The organism is Acuticoccus kalidii (assembly GCF_021556395.1).
GTDB classification, from domain to species: Bacteria; Pseudomonadota; Alphaproteobacteria; order Rhizobiales; family Amorphaceae; genus Acuticoccus; species Acuticoccus kalidii.
This window is the reverse complement of the sequence record NZ_JAKGCS010000024.1, coordinates 459,830-475,683: the sequence shown is the minus strand read 5'-3', so window position 1 is coordinate 475,683 and position 15,854 is coordinate 459,830. Positions and strand designations below refer to the sequence as shown.

The 15,854-nt window shown below is 66.7% G+C and carries 12 protein-coding genes and 1 pseudogene; 5 read left to right on the top strand and 8 right to left on the bottom strand.

What is annotated here, in order from left to right; all coding sequences use genetic code 11:
* Positions 1 to 462 precede the first annotated feature (462 nt).
* Entirely contained in the window at positions 463 to 1,662 is a 1,200-nt protein-coding gene (locus L1787_RS15690; protein WP_235709770.1) for a mandelate racemase/muconate lactonizing enzyme family protein, read from the top strand.
* A 102-nt stretch (positions 1,663 to 1,764) separates the two neighbouring features.
* Here L1787_RS15690 and L1787_RS15685 read toward each other — a convergent pair whose 3' ends face one another.
* The 7 genes from L1787_RS15685 to L1787_RS15655 form a co-directional block, all read right to left on the bottom strand.
* Entirely contained in the window at positions 1,765 to 2,616 is an 852-nt protein-coding gene (locus L1787_RS15685; RefSeq protein WP_235709769.1) for an ABC transporter permease, read from the bottom strand.
* Between the two features lie 3 nt (positions 2,617 to 2,619).
* Positions 2,620 to 3,486, bottom strand: a complete 867-nt coding sequence (locus L1787_RS15680; RefSeq protein WP_235709768.1) for an ABC transporter permease — start codon at positions 3,484 to 3,486, stop codon at positions 2,620 to 2,622.
* Positions 3,486 to 4,532 (bottom strand): ABC transporter ATP-binding protein, encoded by a 1,047-nt coding sequence (locus L1787_RS15675; RefSeq protein WP_235709767.1) that lies wholly within the window; start codon positions 4,530 to 4,532, stop codon positions 3,486 to 3,488. The genes L1787_RS15680 and L1787_RS15675 overlap by 1 nt, the downstream gene beginning before the upstream one ends.
* Before the next feature lie 86 nt (positions 4,533 to 4,618).
* Positions 4,619 to 5,689: an extracellular solute-binding protein gene (locus tag L1787_RS15670; protein ID WP_235709766.1), complete on the bottom strand. Its 1,071-nt coding sequence runs from the start codon at positions 5,687 to 5,689 to the stop codon at positions 4,619 to 4,621.
* A gap of 111 nt (positions 5,690 to 5,800) precedes the next feature.
* Positions 5,801 to 7,060 (bottom strand): NAD(P)/FAD-dependent oxidoreductase, encoded by a 1,260-nt coding sequence (locus L1787_RS15665; RefSeq protein WP_235709765.1) that lies wholly within the window; start codon positions 7,058 to 7,060, stop codon positions 5,801 to 5,803.
* A 5-nt stretch (positions 7,061 to 7,065) separates the two neighbouring features.
* Positions 7,066 to 8,553, bottom strand: coding sequence for an aldehyde dehydrogenase family protein (locus tag L1787_RS15660; protein WP_235709764.1), 1,488 nt, complete (start codon positions 8,551 to 8,553; stop codon positions 7,066 to 7,068).
* The gene (locus tag L1787_RS15655; protein WP_235709763.1) at positions 8,550 to 9,659 is read right to left on the bottom strand and encodes a mandelate racemase/muconate lactonizing enzyme family protein; all 1,110 of its coding nucleotides are present in this window, start codon (positions 9,657 to 9,659) and stop codon (positions 8,550 to 8,552) included. The genes L1787_RS15660 and L1787_RS15655 overlap by 4 nt, the downstream gene beginning before the upstream one ends.
* A 127-nt stretch (positions 9,660 to 9,786) precedes the next feature.
* Between L1787_RS15655 and pdxR the strand changes: the two genes are divergently transcribed.
* The gene (gene pdxR / locus L1787_RS15650) at positions 9,787 to 11,241 is read left to right on the top strand and encodes a MocR-like pyridoxine biosynthesis transcription factor PdxR (protein ID WP_235709762.1); all 1,455 of its coding nucleotides are present in this window, start codon (positions 9,787 to 9,789) and stop codon (positions 11,239 to 11,241) included.
* A 33-nt stretch (positions 11,242 to 11,274) separates the two neighbouring features.
* On the opposite strand, the gene L1787_RS15645 is transcribed toward pdxR, so the two are convergent.
* The gene (locus L1787_RS15645) at positions 11,275 to 12,906 is read right to left on the bottom strand and encodes a GMC family oxidoreductase (protein ID WP_235709761.1); all 1,632 of its coding nucleotides are present in this window, start codon (positions 12,904 to 12,906) and stop codon (positions 11,275 to 11,277) included.
* Between the two features lie 517 nt (positions 12,907 to 13,423).
* Here L1787_RS15645 and L1787_RS15640 point away from each other — a divergent pair.
* From L1787_RS15640 to L1787_RS15630, 3 genes and pseudogenes are all read left to right on the top strand, one after another.
* Positions 13,424 to 14,524 (top strand): alpha/beta fold hydrolase, encoded by a 1,101-nt coding sequence (locus tag L1787_RS15640; RefSeq protein ID WP_235709760.1) that lies wholly within the window; start codon positions 13,424 to 13,426, stop codon positions 14,522 to 14,524.
* A gap of 142 nt (positions 14,525 to 14,666) precedes the next feature.
* Positions 14,667 to 15,026, top strand: a pseudogene (locus L1787_RS15635) (NUDIX domain-containing protein); the annotation flags it as partial.
* Between the two features lie 72 nt (positions 15,027 to 15,098).
* Complete coding sequence (locus L1787_RS15630) at positions 15,099 to 15,743, top strand: phosphoribosyltransferase (RefSeq protein ID WP_235709759.1); 645 nt, start codon at positions 15,099 to 15,101, stop codon at positions 15,741 to 15,743.
* Positions 15,744 to 15,854 lie beyond the last annotated feature (111 nt).

Sequence of the window (15,854 nt, the reverse complement as noted above, 5' to 3'; positions counted from 1 at the left end):
TAGCTCCGGGGGCTGCTCGGCTCTGCATGCACTGGCCTCACCGGCGACGTGGCTCGATCATGGTGTGACCACATATTTCACGGATCCTGCTGCGCCCGGCGCACCCGCCGGGCGCAGCAGACTGGGCGCGTCGGAAGCGCGCAGGTGAGTTGAATATCGAGCGCATGGTCTGCTCTGGTCATGATGCCAACTCCCTAAAAGCGGCATATAGGCGATGTGGATTATTGCCTAAAGGCAGTTTCTGCCCCGCCAGATGCGACGCCCCTGCCGTAAGGCGGCGCTCGTCACGCCAACGCGTCGGTCGGGAACGGGCTCACGGGCTCACGGATTGGCCTCGCCCAATGATCGCATTGGATATCAACCGGCCTTCATTCCCCCCATAGGCTCGCAAAAATGGCGCGGCCCTTCGGCGGTCGCCGCGCCAGCCGTGATACCCATCAGCCGATTGAGAAGAGGCCACGAATGCAGGTGCTTGATCGCGTCGAGCTCTATCATGTGAGCGCGCCATTGCCGGCGCCGTTCGCGCCATCCTGGATCCCCGGAACGATACGGGAGAAGACCACCTCCTGCGTCGTGCGCTTCATCACCGACGATGGTGTCGACGGATGGAGCGCGTTTCCGGCGGCCGGGCGCGAACGAGCCGGCCTCGGCGATCTCCTCGCGAGCCTATTTCTCGGCGAAAGCCCCACCGATATCGACCGGCTCAGTGAGCGGATCCACATCATGGCGGTCGGCGGCAACTTCAATTGGTGGATCGAGCCGGCCTTCTGGGACATCAACGCCAAGACCGCGAACATGCCGCTCTACAAGCTCCTCGGTGGCACGCATGACCGGCTGAAGCTTTACGCTTCGTCCGGTGAATTGCGCGAGCCCGCGGCCCGGCGCGAGGAGGCGGAAGCGCGCCTTTCCGAAGGCTTCGAGACGATGAAGATCCGCGTCCACGACTGGGACGAGGCGGTCGACATCGCCCATATCAGCGATGTCGCCACCCACATGGCGGGACGCATGAAGATCGCCGTCGACTGCAATCAGGCGTTCCGCTTGACGCAAAACGGCGACGCGCCGCTCTGGTCGCTCGACCGGGCGAAGCGGTTCGCGGACGCGGCGGCGGATGTGGGGCTCGCCTGGGTGGAGGAGCCGCTTTTCGGCGAGTGGCATGAAGAGATGGCCGAGCTCACGGCCTATTCGCGCGTGCCGATCGCCGGGGGCGAATTGCATTTCGCCGGCTATAGCGAGCTCGCGCGGATGCTGCGGATGGGCGCCTACGCCATCTTCCAGCCGGACGCGATGTGGGCGGGCGGCGTCAAGCAATGCCTCGACATTGCGAAGCTCTGCCGCGAGGCGGGGCTGAAATTCACGCCGCATTGCTGGTCCACCAGCTTCGGCTTCATCGTCAACGCGCACGTGTTCGCGGCGAGCGGCTTTGCCGATGAGATGCTTTATGAATATCCGCTGTCGCCGCCGGGCTGGGTGCCCGAGGCACGCGATGCGATCTTCAAGACGCCGCTCCTTCACAATCGAGGTTGGTTCGACATGCCCCAGGCGCCGGGCCTCGGCGTCGAGATCGACGAGGACAAGCTCGCAAAATATGGGCAATGCTTCTTCCGGGCGAGCCGGCGCGAGGTCCATTGGATGCCGGAGGCCTTCGCCTCGATCGCCTAGCGCCGCTTGCGCTCGCGCGCCCCGCCCGCACGCTTTTTCGGCGTGCGGGCGGGGCGCGTTTTCATGTCCGGGGGCCGGGATCGGCCGCGCCGGGCGGCCACCTCAGGCGGATTTGCTCGGCCTCTGAACGAGGACGGAGGCCAGCGCGAGCAGTCCCGAGCCCAGCATCAACACAACCGAGACGGCGTTGAGGACCGGGGTGGAGCCGACCTTCACCATCCGGTCGTACATCGTGATCGTCAAAGGCGCGTCCGAGCCCACCAGCATCAAGGTGGTGTTGAAGTTCTCGAACGAGACCAGGAACGCCACGATGAAGGCCGAGAAGATCGCCGGAAACAGGAACGGCAGCGTCACGGTCATCAGCACCCTCAGCTTGGACGCGCCGAGATTGAGCGCCGCCTCTTCGAGCGAGATGTCGAACTTCTTAAGGCGGGCGGAAATGACGAGCGAGGTGATCGTCGTCAAAAACGCCGCCTGGCCGAGGACGATCAGCGGGATGCCGGGGCGCAGCCAGGTGACGAAGAGACCGAGTTGCCGGTCCGCGAAATTGGCGATCATCGAGGCGAACACGAGGATCGAGATGCCGAGAATGACGCCCGGAATCACCAGCGGTACGATCATCAGAATGTAGAGCGTCGACTTGAACGGAAACTGCTTGCGCTCGAACAAGAACGCGTTCGACGTGCCCGCGGCCACGGCGAGCGCGGCGACGAGAAGGCCGATATAAAGCGAATTGCCCATGCCGCGTAGGAGGCGGCTGTCGTGGAGGAGGCCGAGTTTCGGCTCGGTCGGCGAGAAGAACCAGTCGAGCGTGAAGCCGCGCCAGGGCAAAGACGGAAACAGCGAATCGTTGAAGGCGAACGCCCCCGCCGCGATGAGCGGGGCGATCAGATAGAGGAAGAAGATCGCCACATAGGCGCGGTAGATCCAGCGAAGATGCGGGGCTGAGGGCATGCTCTAATCCTTCGCCACCGTCGTCGCGAGGCTCTGCCCGGTGAGCATCAGCCCGGCCCACACCACCAGCGACGTGAAGAGGAGGAGGAGGACGCCGAAGGTGGCCCCGGCCTCCCAATTGTAGCGTGTGATGAACTGGTTGTAGATCTGCTCGGTGAACCAGCTCGAATTCTTGCCGCCGAGCAGAACCGGCGTGAGGTAACTGCCGGCCGTCAGCATGAAGGTGATAATGCACCCCGCGACGATGCCGGGCATCGCATACGGCACGATGATGCGCCGGAAGACGGTGAAGCGCGAGCCGCCGAGATTGTAGCCCGCCTCGAGAAGCGCGTCGTCCATCCCCTGGAGGGTCGAGACCAGCGGGACGATCATGAACAGGATGACCGTATAGACGAGGCCGATGATGACGGTGACGTCGTTATAGAGCATCTCGATCGGCGTGGAGATGATGCCGAGCCGCAGGAGCACGGTGGAGATGACGCCGGTCTCCCGCAGGAGGACGATCCAGCCATAGGCGCGCACGAGGTCCGACACCCAGAGCGGGATGAGGCACATCAGGAAGAGCGCGGCGCGGCTGCGTTCCTTCGCGATCTTGGCGATATAATAAGCGACCGGAAAACCGATGACCAAAGCGAGCGCGGTGACGAGGATCGAGATCCAGGCCGTGCGCAACAACGTGTTGCGATAGATCGGCTCGTTGAAGAAGTCGGCATAGTTCTTGAGGCCGAACGAGAATTCGTTGATCCCGATCTTCTCGCGCAGCGACACGTACCCGATCCCGATCTGGGGCAGCACGATCAGGAGGCCGATCCACAGCACGAACGGCGTGAAGAGGAGGAACAGCGACAGGCGCCCCGCGTCACGCCCCATCAGCGCGTTCTCCGCGCGAAGACGCGCGCCCGCTCCGGCCGCCAGGAGACGCTGACCGGGTCACCTTCCGCCATTGCGGCGGTGTGGGAGGGGTCGGCGACCTCGATCATCTGCCCCGTGTCGATCTTGACGAGGATACGCGAGTTGGCGCCGTTGAAGAGGAGGCTGTCGACGGTGCCGGCGACGCGCATCCCGTCCTCGCCGTCCCGCAGTGAGAGCGCTTCGGGCCGCAAGAACAGCTCGACCGCGTCGCCGACCGTGCTGCCGTCGGAGACCGTGCCGACGACGGCGCCGCCATCATCGAGCATCACGCGCGCCTCGGTGCCGCTCATATCGGCGATGGTGCCGGGAAGGCAGTTGGCGTCGCCCACGAAGCCGGCGACGAAGCCGGACACCGGCGCGTCGTAAAGCGCTTTGGGGCTGCCGATCTGCTCGAACCGCCCGGCGTTCATCACCGCGACTTGATCGGACATGACGAGCGCTTCGGACTGGTCGTGCGTGATGTAGAGGAAGGTCGTCTCGAACTGGTGCTGCAGCAGCTTCAGCTCGATCTTCATGTGCTCGCGCAACTTGAGGTCCAACGCGCCGAGCGGTTCGTCGAGGAGGAGGACGTCAGGCTCGAGCACCATGCACCGGGCGATCGCGATGCGCTGTTTCTGGCCGCCCGAAAGCTGCTCGATCCGTTTGTCAGTCGTGCCCGGCAGGCCGACCCGGTCGAGAATACCGGCGACCTTCTTGCCGATCTCGGCCCGGCTCTCGCCGCGGCAGCGCAGGCCATAGGCGATATTCTCGCCGACGCTCATCATCGGGAAGAGGGCCAGATGCTGGAACACCATCTTCACGTTGCGCCGGTTGGGCGGAACGGCCACGACGCTCTCGCCCTTGATCTTGATGTCGCCCTCGGAGGGCGTCTCGAAGCCGGCGATCATCCGCATCAAGGTGGTCTTGCCGCACCCTGACGGGCCGAGAATCGAGAAGAAAGAGCCCGAGGGAATGTCGAGAGACACGTCCGACACAGCGGTAAACGCGCCGAACTTCTTCGTCACACGGGAACAACTCAAGTCATACATCGCGGGCCCTTCGGTGGCGGTGGAGGGCGGCGCGTCATCGCGCACCGCCCCGTTCGACATGGTCAGTTGGATGCGGCCTTGATGCGCTCGAGCGCGATGCCTTCCATATCCTCGAGGCCCGGCGGGATGTTGGCGAAGAATTTGAGGTTTTCGATGTCGCGATCGTGGAATGCGGCTTCGACGGCGGCCCGCTTGTCGTCCGGGAGAAGCTCGACCGCGTTCGGCACGGCGGCGAGGGAGCCGGTGGACGCCGACATGATCTTCACGTTTTCCGGCCGGAGGACGAAGTTGATCCACTTATAGGCGGCGTCGTCGGCCTGACCGCCGCGCGGCAGGGTGAATGTGTCGATCCAGGCGAGCGCGCCGGTCTCGGGCGGAATGAAGACGATGTCCGGGTTCTCGGCGTAGATCTTGAAGGCGGTCGAGTCCCACGTCTCGGAGAGGATGACTTCGCCGGAGAGCATCAGCGCGGACAGGTCGTCGCCGCCGGTCCAATAGGTCTTGATGATCTGCTTGCAGTCGATCAGCTTCGCCGTGACCTTGTCGAGCATCTCCTGATAGGCGGCTTTGTCGTCATAGAGGGAGAAGGGGTCGTAACCCAGCGCATACCCCATCCCGAGAAGGATGGTCCGGCGCAGGCGCATCGACGTGCGGCCCTTATATTTCGGATCGCACAGGTCGCCCCAACCCTTCGCATCCGGCGCTTCCTTGATGTTCGCCATGATGCCGGAGGTGCCCCACTGGTGGGGGACGGAATAGACCTCGCCGTCGATCGTGGTGTTGGCTTTGACGCCTTCCACGAGCTTCGGGGTCATTTTGTCGACGTCGATCTTCGACAGGTCGAGGGGTTTGTAGATGTTGTATTCCGTTTGCGCGGCGTAGACCCGGTCATGGCTCGGCTGGGCGAGGTCGAAGCCCGTGCCGCCGGTCGCGCGAAGCTTGGCGATCATTTCTTCGTTGTTCGAGAAGGTCACCTCGACATCGATGTCGGGATACTCTTCCTCGAATTTCTGGACAAGTTCATCGGGAGCGTAGCTGCCCCAGGTCAAAAGCCGAAGCGTTTCAGCGTTCGCGCTGCCGGCCAGCAGCGCAATCGCCGTACCACCGAGAAGGGCGCGTAGTATCGACGTCATGGTCTTCTCCCGTGTTGTGAATGTTGTTCGTATTGCCGTGAACTTTGAAAATGGAACGCACCAGTGTGCCACGTGAAAGGTCCATTTCGCGCGGTTTTGCATTCCGATTGGTCATAGGCCGAGCCTGTCGAGGGCGCGGTAGGCCGTGACCGCGGCGGGAAGAAACCAAGGATCGCCGCGATAAAGAGGACGGGTCGGAAAATCGGGACGCATCAGAGCCGTCTCGCCGGCCGGATCACCGATCACGCGCAAGCCCATCTTCATGCCGAGATAGGAGGCCATGCCGACGCCGGAGCCGCAATAGCCCATCGCGTGATGGATGCGCCCCCGATGGCCCGTGTGGGCGAGCGCGTCGAACGTATAGGCGACGAAGCCCATCCAGGCGTGGCTGATCCGCGCCCCGGCAAGGTCGGGAAAGAGCGCGCACATGGCGTCCCGCAACCGCTCTCCGGCGACCTTCGCGCCGACCTCGCCCGCGCTCGTGCGGCCGCCGAACAGGATGCTGCGCCCGTCCGGCGACACCCGATAATAATAGATGACGCGCCGGCTGTCGGAGGCGATCCGCCCTGTTGGGAAGAGGCGTTTGACGAGGCTCGGCTCGAGCGGCTCGGTCGCGATGATGTAGCTGCCGATCGGGATGATCCGGCGGCGATGCCATTGGGAGAGGGCGCCGCTATAGCCGTTGGTCGCGAGGACGACGTCGCGCGCTTTGATCGATCCGCGCGGGGTCGAGACCGTGACGGCGTTCGGGCCGTCGTCGATCGCGATGGCGGGCGTCTGGGGCAGGAGCGTCGCCCCGGCCTCGCGCACCTTGGCGAGGAGACCGGCATAATAGCGGCCCGGATCGACCGCGGCGTGGCGGTGGAAGACCGCGCCGCCATGATAGGCGTCGGTGCCGAGCTCCTCGCGCTGACGCTCGCGCGGAACGAGGGTGACGGACTGGCCGTCGGCGATCCGGGCGAGGTGCTCATAGGCGCCGGGCGTCGCGGCGGCATGGAAGCGGCCGCACGCCTCGAAATGGCAATCGATCGTCTCCGCGCGGATGAAATCTTCCACGAAGGCGCGCGAGGCGACCCCTTCGGCGACGATCCCGCGCGCGGTCTCGGCGCCGTGACGCTTGGTGAGGGTGTCGAAGCCGGGCTTGATCGAGGTCGAGATCTGCCCGCCATTGCGGGTGGAGCAACCTTCGCCGAGAACGCCTTTTTCGAGGATCACCACCCGCCGGCCGGCGCGGGCGATGCGAAGCGCGGCATGAAGGCCGGTATAACCCGAGCCGACGATCACGGCGTCCGCCTTCGCCGGGACGGCCTCCGGCTCGATGGCGGGGGGCGGGGTGAAGTCCCACCAATAGGGCGTGGTTTTCGGCTCCAAGGGCGTCAACCGATCTTCGCCGCGATGCTTTTGACGCGTAAATAATTGTGCATGGCGGCGAGCCCTTTCTCGCGTCCGAAACCGGACATCCGGTTGCCGCCGAACGGGACTTCGATCCCGCCGGCGAAATATTCGTTGATGAAGACTTGGCCGGCATCGATGTCGCGCGCCATGCGGTGGGCGGCGGAAAAGTTGTTCGTGTAGATGCCGGCGACGAGGGCGTAGTCGGTGCAGTTGGCAAGGCGCGTCGCGTCCTCGGCATCCTCGGCGATCTGTACGGCGAGGACCGGCCCGAAGATCTCGTCCTGCACCACGGGATCATCGGACGGGACATCGTCGAAGATCGTCGGCTCGAAGAACCAGCCGGAGCCGGTCTCCGGGTCGGCCGCCGTCGATCCGCCGGCGATCGGGGCGAGGCCGCGGGCCTTCGCGGCGTCGACCTTGGCGGTGACGCGCTGCAAATGCGGCTCCGAGTTGAGGGGGCCGAGCGTCGAGCGGCGGAGGCCATGGCCCATCCGCAGCGCCGCGACGCGGGCGAGGACGCGCTCCAACAACGCATCGTGGGCCCCGCGCTCGACGATGAGGCGGGAGCCGGCCGAGCACACCTGACCGGCATTTTCGTAGATCGCGCCGATCACCCCGTCGGCCGCCTGGTCGAGCGCGGCGTCCGCGAGGACGACGAGGGGCGACTTGCCGCCGAGCTCCAAGACGACGCTCGCCACATGGCGCGATGCGGCCTGCATGACGCCCTGGCCGGTCGGCACCGAGCCGGTGAACGTGATGTGCCGCACGCGCGGATGGGAGACGAGCGCCGCGCCCGCATCCGCTCCCGTGCCGGTGACGACATTGCAAACGCCCGCCGGAAGGCCGGCGCGCACCAGAAGCTCGCCGAGCATCAGCATCGTGAGCGGCGTCGTCTCCGCGGGCTTGGCGACGACCGTGCAGCCGGCGGCGAGGGCGGGGGCGATGCCGCGCGCCGCCGTGGAGATCGGAAAGTTCCAGGGGATGATGTGCGCGGTGACGCCGACCGGCTCGGGCTCGCTATAGCCGAGATAGGCATCGCCGATCGGGAAGGTGTCGCCCTCGATCTTGTCGGCCGCGCCGCCATAATACTCGAACGCCCGCGCCGCGCCGGCGACATCGCCCTCCGCTTCCTGCAAGGGTTTGCCGCTGTCGAGGCTCTCGACGAAGGCGAACCACGCCGCCTCTTCGCGCAGGAGCGCCGCCGCCCGTGACAGGATCGCCCCGCGTGCGGACGCCTTGGTCCGGCCCCAGGCCGCCTGCGCCTCGTGCGCGCTCGTCACCGCGCGGTCGACGTCCTCGGCATTGCCGGCGGCGAAGTCGTGGAACGGCTTGCCGAGGCCGGCGTCGAACGTTTCCATCCGCTGGTTCGCGGCCGGCGCGGTCCATGCGCCGGCGATGAAGTGATCGGCGGGCAGCTCCGGGAGCGCGCCGGTGGTGAGATAGGTGCCGATCGTGGCGTCGATGTTCATGCCTCGTCCTCGCTCACGGCGTATTCGGATTTGGCGAGCCATTCCGGGTCGATTTCGACGCCCCAGCCGGGCGCGTCGCTCACATGCACATGGCCGTCTTCGACGGGATGGGGATCGTTGACGAAGAGGCCATATTGCCAGGGATAATAGTCCGCCTCCTCGATCGAGAATTCCAGATATTTCCCGGCGTTCGGAATGGCCCGCAACAGGTGCATGCTGAACAGCGTCACCAGCGACAGATTGGCGGAATGGGGCGTTATGGTGAGGCCGTGCGCGTCGGCCAGCCGGGCGATCCGCAAGGTGCGACCGATGCCGCCGGCATAAAGAATATCGGGCTGGGCGATGTCGACGGCCCGCAGCTCGAACATCCGTTTCCAGGTCGGCAGCCAGCAATCCTGCTCGCCGCCCGTCACGTCGATATCGAGCGCGGCGGCGACTTCGGCGGTCTGCTCCATCTCCCAATAGGGGCACGGCTCTTCATAGTGGGTGATGCCGTGATCCTCGAGCATCCGCCCGTAATGGATCGCGGCGGGCGGCGCGTAACACGAGTTGGCGTCGGCGAGCAGCGTGACGCTCTCGTCCTTGAAGGCGTTCGCGATCGCCGGAATGATCGCCTCCGTCCGCCCCTCCCATTCGTCGAGCCCGCGGCCGCATTCGGCGCCGATGCGGAACTTGAAGGCGTCGAAACCCTTCTCGTCGCGCAGCCGCTTGAACCGCTCGGCCTCCGCCTCGGGGGTGATGTCGCGCTTCATGGAGGAGGCGTAGGCGCGCAGCGGACCCGGCGAGCCGCCGAGAAGCGTCGTCACCGGAACGCCCTCGACCTTGCCGCGCAGATCCCAGAGCGCGGTGTCCACCCCGCCGATGGCGCGGCAGATATAGGAGCCCGGAAACTTGTGCTCCTTTTCGGCCGCCCGGTCGAACAGGTCGTCCTGATCCTCGAACTCGACGCCGAGCACCCACGGGGCGATCTGGCGGTGCAGCACCGTCATCGTGATGTCGGAATGATAGGCGGAAACCTGCCCCCATCCGACCGCGCCCGTCGCGTCGGTCACGCGCACGAATCCCACGTTGGGAGTCGTGAAGGTTTCGATGCGTGTCAGCCGCATGACATTCTCACTTGTTGCCTTTGGCGTAATTTCGCTTGCAAATCGGTCTGCCGATAAGGTCCACTTCGCAGAACCTGGCGGACCAATCGAAACACGGGCGACGGTGACGAAGTATCCCGGAGGAGCATTGATCCCGACACTCAGGGTCGAGCGGGACGATGCGGCCAATCTTTCGATGCAGCTCGCGACGCACCTGCGCGAGCTCATTCTGGCGGGAGATCTTCCGCCGGGAACAAGATTGCCCGCCAGTCGCGTGCTCGCCAGCGAGCAAGGTGTCTCGCGCACGACGGCGGTCGCCGCCTACGAACAGCTCACCTCCGAAGGGCTTCTCGTCAGCCGCGTGGGCGCCGGAACCTATATCAGCGACGAGGTGCGCACTCCGCCGGCCCATCGCACGCCATTCGAGGCCGACGGTCATCTGCCGCGCCTTGCCCATTTCAGCCGCGAGATCTCCGAGCAGTTCTTTCCGCGCCTCACGCACCCCTGCTCGCCGCGGCCCTTCGTGACCGGAATGCCGGCCTTCGACGCCTTTCCGATGGCCCAATGGTCCCGCCTGTCGGCGAAATATTGGCGTGGGGCGCGGGCCGACATCATGTCCTATCCCGACGCGACGGGCCTGCCGGAATTGCGGATGGCGATCTGCCGGCATCTGCGCGCCAATCGCGGCCTCGTTTGCGAGCCGGAGGAGGTGTTCGTCTTCGCCGGAGCGCAGGACGCCTTCCTCCAGATCGCGCAGATGCTGCTCGATCCCGGCGATCGGGTCTGGATGGAGAACCCCGGCGCGATCGGCGCGCGCAACGCCTTCCTGTCGCGCGGGGCGGAACTCGTTCCCGTCCCGGTCGATGCGGAGGGGCTCGACGTCGCGGCCGGACGGCGTGCCTGCCCGAACATGCGCATGGCCTTCGTCACCCCCGCCCATCAGCACCCGATGGGCTACACGATGAGCCGCGACCGCCGCTTCGAGCTTCTGGCCGCCGCCGAAGAAAGCGGGGCCTGGATCGTTGAGGACGACTATGTCGGCGAGTTCCATTATGGCCGCTCGCCGCTCCCGCCTTTGAAGGCGCTCGATGGGGCGGGCCGCGTCGTCTATGTCGGCACCTTCTCGAAGGCGCTCTTTCCGGCGATCCGCCTCGGTTATGCGGTCGTCCCCTCGGGCCTCGTCGACATCTTCGAGCGCACGCTGGGGGCGGCCGCGCACGGGGTCTCGCACGCGATGCAGTCGATCGTGGCGGACTTCATCGCGGAAGGGCATTTCTCGGCGCATCTGCGCCGGATGCGCGACCTCTACCGGACGCGGCGCGACGCGCTGCTCGCTGCCGGCGCCCGGCACCTCGACGGACGCCTCATGCTTCTTCCCACCGAGACGGGGTTCCACACCGTCGGCCTCCTGCCGGAGGGGGCCGACGAGGCCCGCGTCGTCGAGGCGGTATCCGCCGCCGGCCTTGCCACGGCCCCTTTATCGCGCTTTGCGCTGTCGCCCCTCGCCGTGAAGGGGCTGACGCTCGGCTTCAGCGCGGTCGCGCCGCACGAGATGGAAAAGGGGGTGGAGCGCCTCGCTGCCGCCCTGCGGGCGCTCGGCTAACCGGCCCGGTCGGAGAAGGGGCGCGCAGAGCGGCTAGAGATCGGCGCGGATGAGGTCCGACGCCTTCTCGCCGATCATGATCGACGGGGCGTTGAGATTGCCCGCGGTGATCGCCGGCATGATCGAGGCGTCGGCGACGCGCAGACCGGCGACCCCGTGGACCTTCAAGGCCGGGTCGACGACGGCGCCGCCTTCGGCATCCGGTCCCATCCGGCATGTCCCGCACGGATGAAAGACCGATGTCGTGGTGGCACGGATATAAGCGAGCAGGCCATCGCGGTCGGTGACGTCGGGGCCGGGCGACAGCTCCCGCGCGATCAGCGGGGCAAGGGCCGGCTGGGCGGCGATCGCGCGCATGAGGTCGACCGATCGCAACAATTCGTCGAGATCCTCAGGAGCGGAATAATAGAGCGGATGGATTTCCGGGGCCTCGGCCGCGTCCGCCGAGCGGATGTGCAACCAGCCTCGGCTCTTCGGATGACAGTTCGAGACGCCGAGCATGAAGCCCGGGAAGGAATCGGGCGCGGTGAGGCGCCGTTTGCCCGGCACCGCGCGGGTATAGGAGAGGGGTGAGAAATAGAGTTGGAGGTTCGGCCGCGTCCGGCTTGCGTCGCCCCGCACGAAGCCGCCCGCCTGGTTGACGCTGAGCGACAGCGGCCCGCCGCGCGTCAGGAGATAGCGAAGGCCGGCCTTGCCGCGGGCAAGGAGCGGCCCGAGCGTCGCATTGAGGGTCGGCACCGTCGCCTCGTAGACGAGATCGAAGCCGACATGATCCATGAGATTGCGCCCGACCGCGGGAGCGCTCGCGACCGGCGTGATGCCGAGTGCTGCGAGCTTGTCCGGCGCACCGATCCCGGACAGTTGCAGGATCTGCGGCGAGCCGATGGCGCCGGCCGACAGCACCACCTCGCGCCGCGCCATGATGCGGCGGACGGTGCCGTGCGCGCGATACTCGACGCCGACCGCACGCCGTCCGTCGAAGAGGATGCGGCTGACCGCTGCCTCGGTGAGAAGGCGCAGATTGGGTCGCCGGAGGGCGGGGTGGAGATAGCCGGTCGCCGCCGAGCAGCGCAGACCCCGGCGCATCGTGATCTGATAAAAACCGACGCCGTCCTGATCGCGCCCGTTGAAGTCGCCATTATAGGCGAAGCCGGCCTCCTGGGCGGCCCTGACGAAGGCGTGCGAAAGGGGATGGGCGGCCTCGCTGACGTCGGAAACGGTGATCGGACCGTCGCCGCCGCGCCATTCGTTGGCCCCGGCGAGGTTCGTCTCGAGACGGCGGAAATAAGGCAGGAGGTCGGCATAGGACCAGCCGGGATTGCCGGCGGCCGCCCACCCGTCATAATCGGCCGCCTGGCCTCGAATATAGACCATCGCGTTGATCGACGAGGAGCCGCCGACCACCTTGCCGCGCGGCCAGTAGGCTTTCCGGCCGCCGAGCTCGGCCTCGGGCTCGGTATAATAGCGCCAGTTGAGGGCCGGGTGGTAAAACGCGCCGCCATAGCCGATCGGCATCCGCACCCAGATGCTGCGGTCCGACCCGCCGGCCTCGATGATGGCGACCGAAAGGTCGGCCCGCTCCGACAGGCGCGCGGCGACGGCGCAACCGGCCGAGCCCGCGCCGACGATGACGACATCGTGCGTCTCCGTCTCGCCTGTCCGCATGAAACCCCCGCATCCGTTGCCGCCCGCGCCTTGCCGTCTCTCGGACGGCGGTCGGCGCGAGACGATCGATCATCGTCGACCCTACGCGGCTTTGGCGCGGATTGGCATCGATGTCGCCGGCCATTTCCGGCCATCTGGAAGGCCAATCGCGGCCGGCGGGATGGGGCGAAGGCCGGTTTTTTCCGGCGTGTCTTGACGATCGTCAAGTGTTCTGCCCGATCGCGCCGCCATCGATGATGATCGTGAACAGGAGCGGTGCGATGGTTGCAGGGACAGCGCCCACCGAAGCGAGGCGCGCGGCGCGGACCGCCATTGCGGCGGCGTGGGGGCTGTGCGACGCGCCGCCGAGGCGACGCTGTGACGCCCGCGCGCCGGTCGATTGTCCGGCCCGTGGCACCGCGGAGGCGCGCAGGCCACACGGGCCGTTCACGTCGCGAGCCGTGATTGCCCGGCATCTCGCCGGGATGGCCGCGCGAGCGATCCGTCCCGACGGCGCCGCGGCCTCGCGGAGGGCACGATGATGCAGCACCAGCCACCACCCCCCAACGATCCGAAACTCTTCGCGAACCTGCGCGCTCTTCACCACGGGGCGATCGACGAATGGCGCCGCACCCAGGCGCGAACCCTCGACATGTTCGGTTTCGGCGTCAGGGAGTGCCCCTATGAGGTCATCGCGGAAGGCCCGCGCTGGCGCTTGCGCCATTATCTCGGCGAGGCTGGGAGCGGGGGCGGAAACGTTCCGCTCCTGATGGTGCCGGCACCCATCAAGCGGCCCTATATCTGGGATATTCTGCCGAATGTGAGCGTTGTGCGGTTCTGCCTCAATCGCGGGTTCGGCGTCTATCTCCTCGAATGGAGGCCGCCCGGTACAAGCGACGGCAATGCCGGGATCGAGGCCTATGCGCAGGCGATCGCCGACGCGAGCGAGGCGGCCGAGGTGCACGCCGCGGCCGAGGGGCCGCCGGTCGTGATCGGCCATTCGCTCGGGGGAACGCTCGCCGCCATCGCCGCGACGCTGCGACCGGACAGGGTGCGCGGCCTCGTCCTTCTCGGCGCGCCGCTCAGTTTCGCGCCGGGTTCGAGCCCGTTCCGCGATCTCGTCGGCGCGAACGGGCGGCATCTGTCGGGCTTTGGCACCGTCGCCGGGTCGGAACTCTCCCAATCGTGCGCCGCTCTGGCTCCGAGCACCTTCGTGTGGACACGGTGGATCGACGGATTCCTGAGCGTTTCCGACCCGGCCGCGTTCGACATCCATGTTCGGATCGAGCGGTGGGCCCTCGACGAGGTGCCGCTTCCCGGCCGTCTCGTGCAACAGATCGTCGATTGGCTCTATTGCGAAGACCGCTTCGGCGAGGGAAAGCTTTTCCTCGAAAATCGCGCGCTCGGGCCGGAAGACCTAAAAGCCCCGGTGCTCGCGGTGGTGAACGATGCGGACGAGATCGGCCCGCGCGCCACGGTCGACCCGTTTTTCGCGAGGATGAACGGCGTCGACACCGATGTCGTGGAGCATCCGGCGGAGATCGGCGTCGGGCTCCAGCATCTCGCCGTACTCGCCGGGCGGCGCGCGAATGCCGAGACCTGGCCGAGCATCGCCGATTGGATCATGGCCCATTCGTGACCGACGGCCGCCGGCGCGATATCCCGTCTCCGTGATGGTCGTAAGCGCTGCCCTCCTGATGTACCGCCGTTCACCCGATCGGGGCGTCGAGGTGTTGCTCGTCCACCCCGGCGGCCCCTTCTAGCGTCGCAGGGATGCGGGGGCATGGTCGATCCCCAAGGGCCTCGCCGAGCCGGGTGAGGCGCTCGATGCCGCCGCACGGCGGGAGTTCGCGGAAGAAATCGGCACGACCGCGAGCGGCGCGCTCCAGTCGCTCGGCCGGGTTCGCCAGGCCGGCGGCAAGACGGTCGAGGCCTTCTGTCTCGAAGGCGACGCGGCGGTGTCCGAAATCCGGGGCGGCGGCCTCGTCACCGTGGAGTGGCCGCGAGGGACGGGGCGCAGCGAGACCTTCCCGGAGGTCGACCGCGCCGCCTGGTTCGGGCTCGACGCGGCGCGCGTCAAACTTCTCGCCGGGCAGCTTCCCTTTCTCGACCGTCTGGAGGCGCATCTCGGAGGCGATTGACACATCGCAAACGGACCACGGCGCCAGCCGCAATCTTCAAGCGCGCTCCGTCAACCTTTGCGGGAGGTGGGCATGTTCTTTGTGGACCGACGCGAGGCGGGCAGACGGCTCGCGGCCAAGCTGACGAAGTATCGGGGAATGGATGCGATCGTCCTCGCACTCCCGCGCGGCGGGGTTCCCGTCGCCTTCGAGGTCGCCCGCACGCTGGAATTGCCGCTCGACATCATGCTGGTGCGCAAACTCGGCGTCCCCGGTCATGAGGAGCTCGCGATGGGCGCGATCGCCAACGGCAATGTCGAGGTGTTGAACAACGACATCGTCGCCGAGCTCGGGATCGGACGCAAGGTGATCGAGGCGGTCGCCAAGCGGGAGCGGTCCGAGCTGATCCGCCGCAATGCGCTCTATCGCGCCGGTTGCGCCGCGCCGGTGCTTGCCGGCCGCACCGTCATTCTGGTCGATGACGGGATCGCGACGGGGGCCGACATGCGCGCGGCGACGCAGGCGGTCGCAGCGCAAAACCCGGCGCGGATCGTGGTCGCTGCGCCGGTCGCCTCGGAAGACGCGGTGACGGCCTTGCGCGAGATCGCCGACGAGGTGGTGGCGCTGAAGACGCCTGAGCCGTTCGTCGGCGTGGGGCTTTACTATAACGATTTCAGCCAGACGTCCGACTCGGAGGTCGTCCGCCTTCGCGTGCAAGCCGACAGCCTGTCCAACTGACACCGGATTCCCATCGACACCAGCGACGGACACGAAGGCCAGACCAGGATCCGACCGGACCATCGGGTGAGGATCCTCGACAGAACGGTGCGGGGCGCCATGGTCGACCCA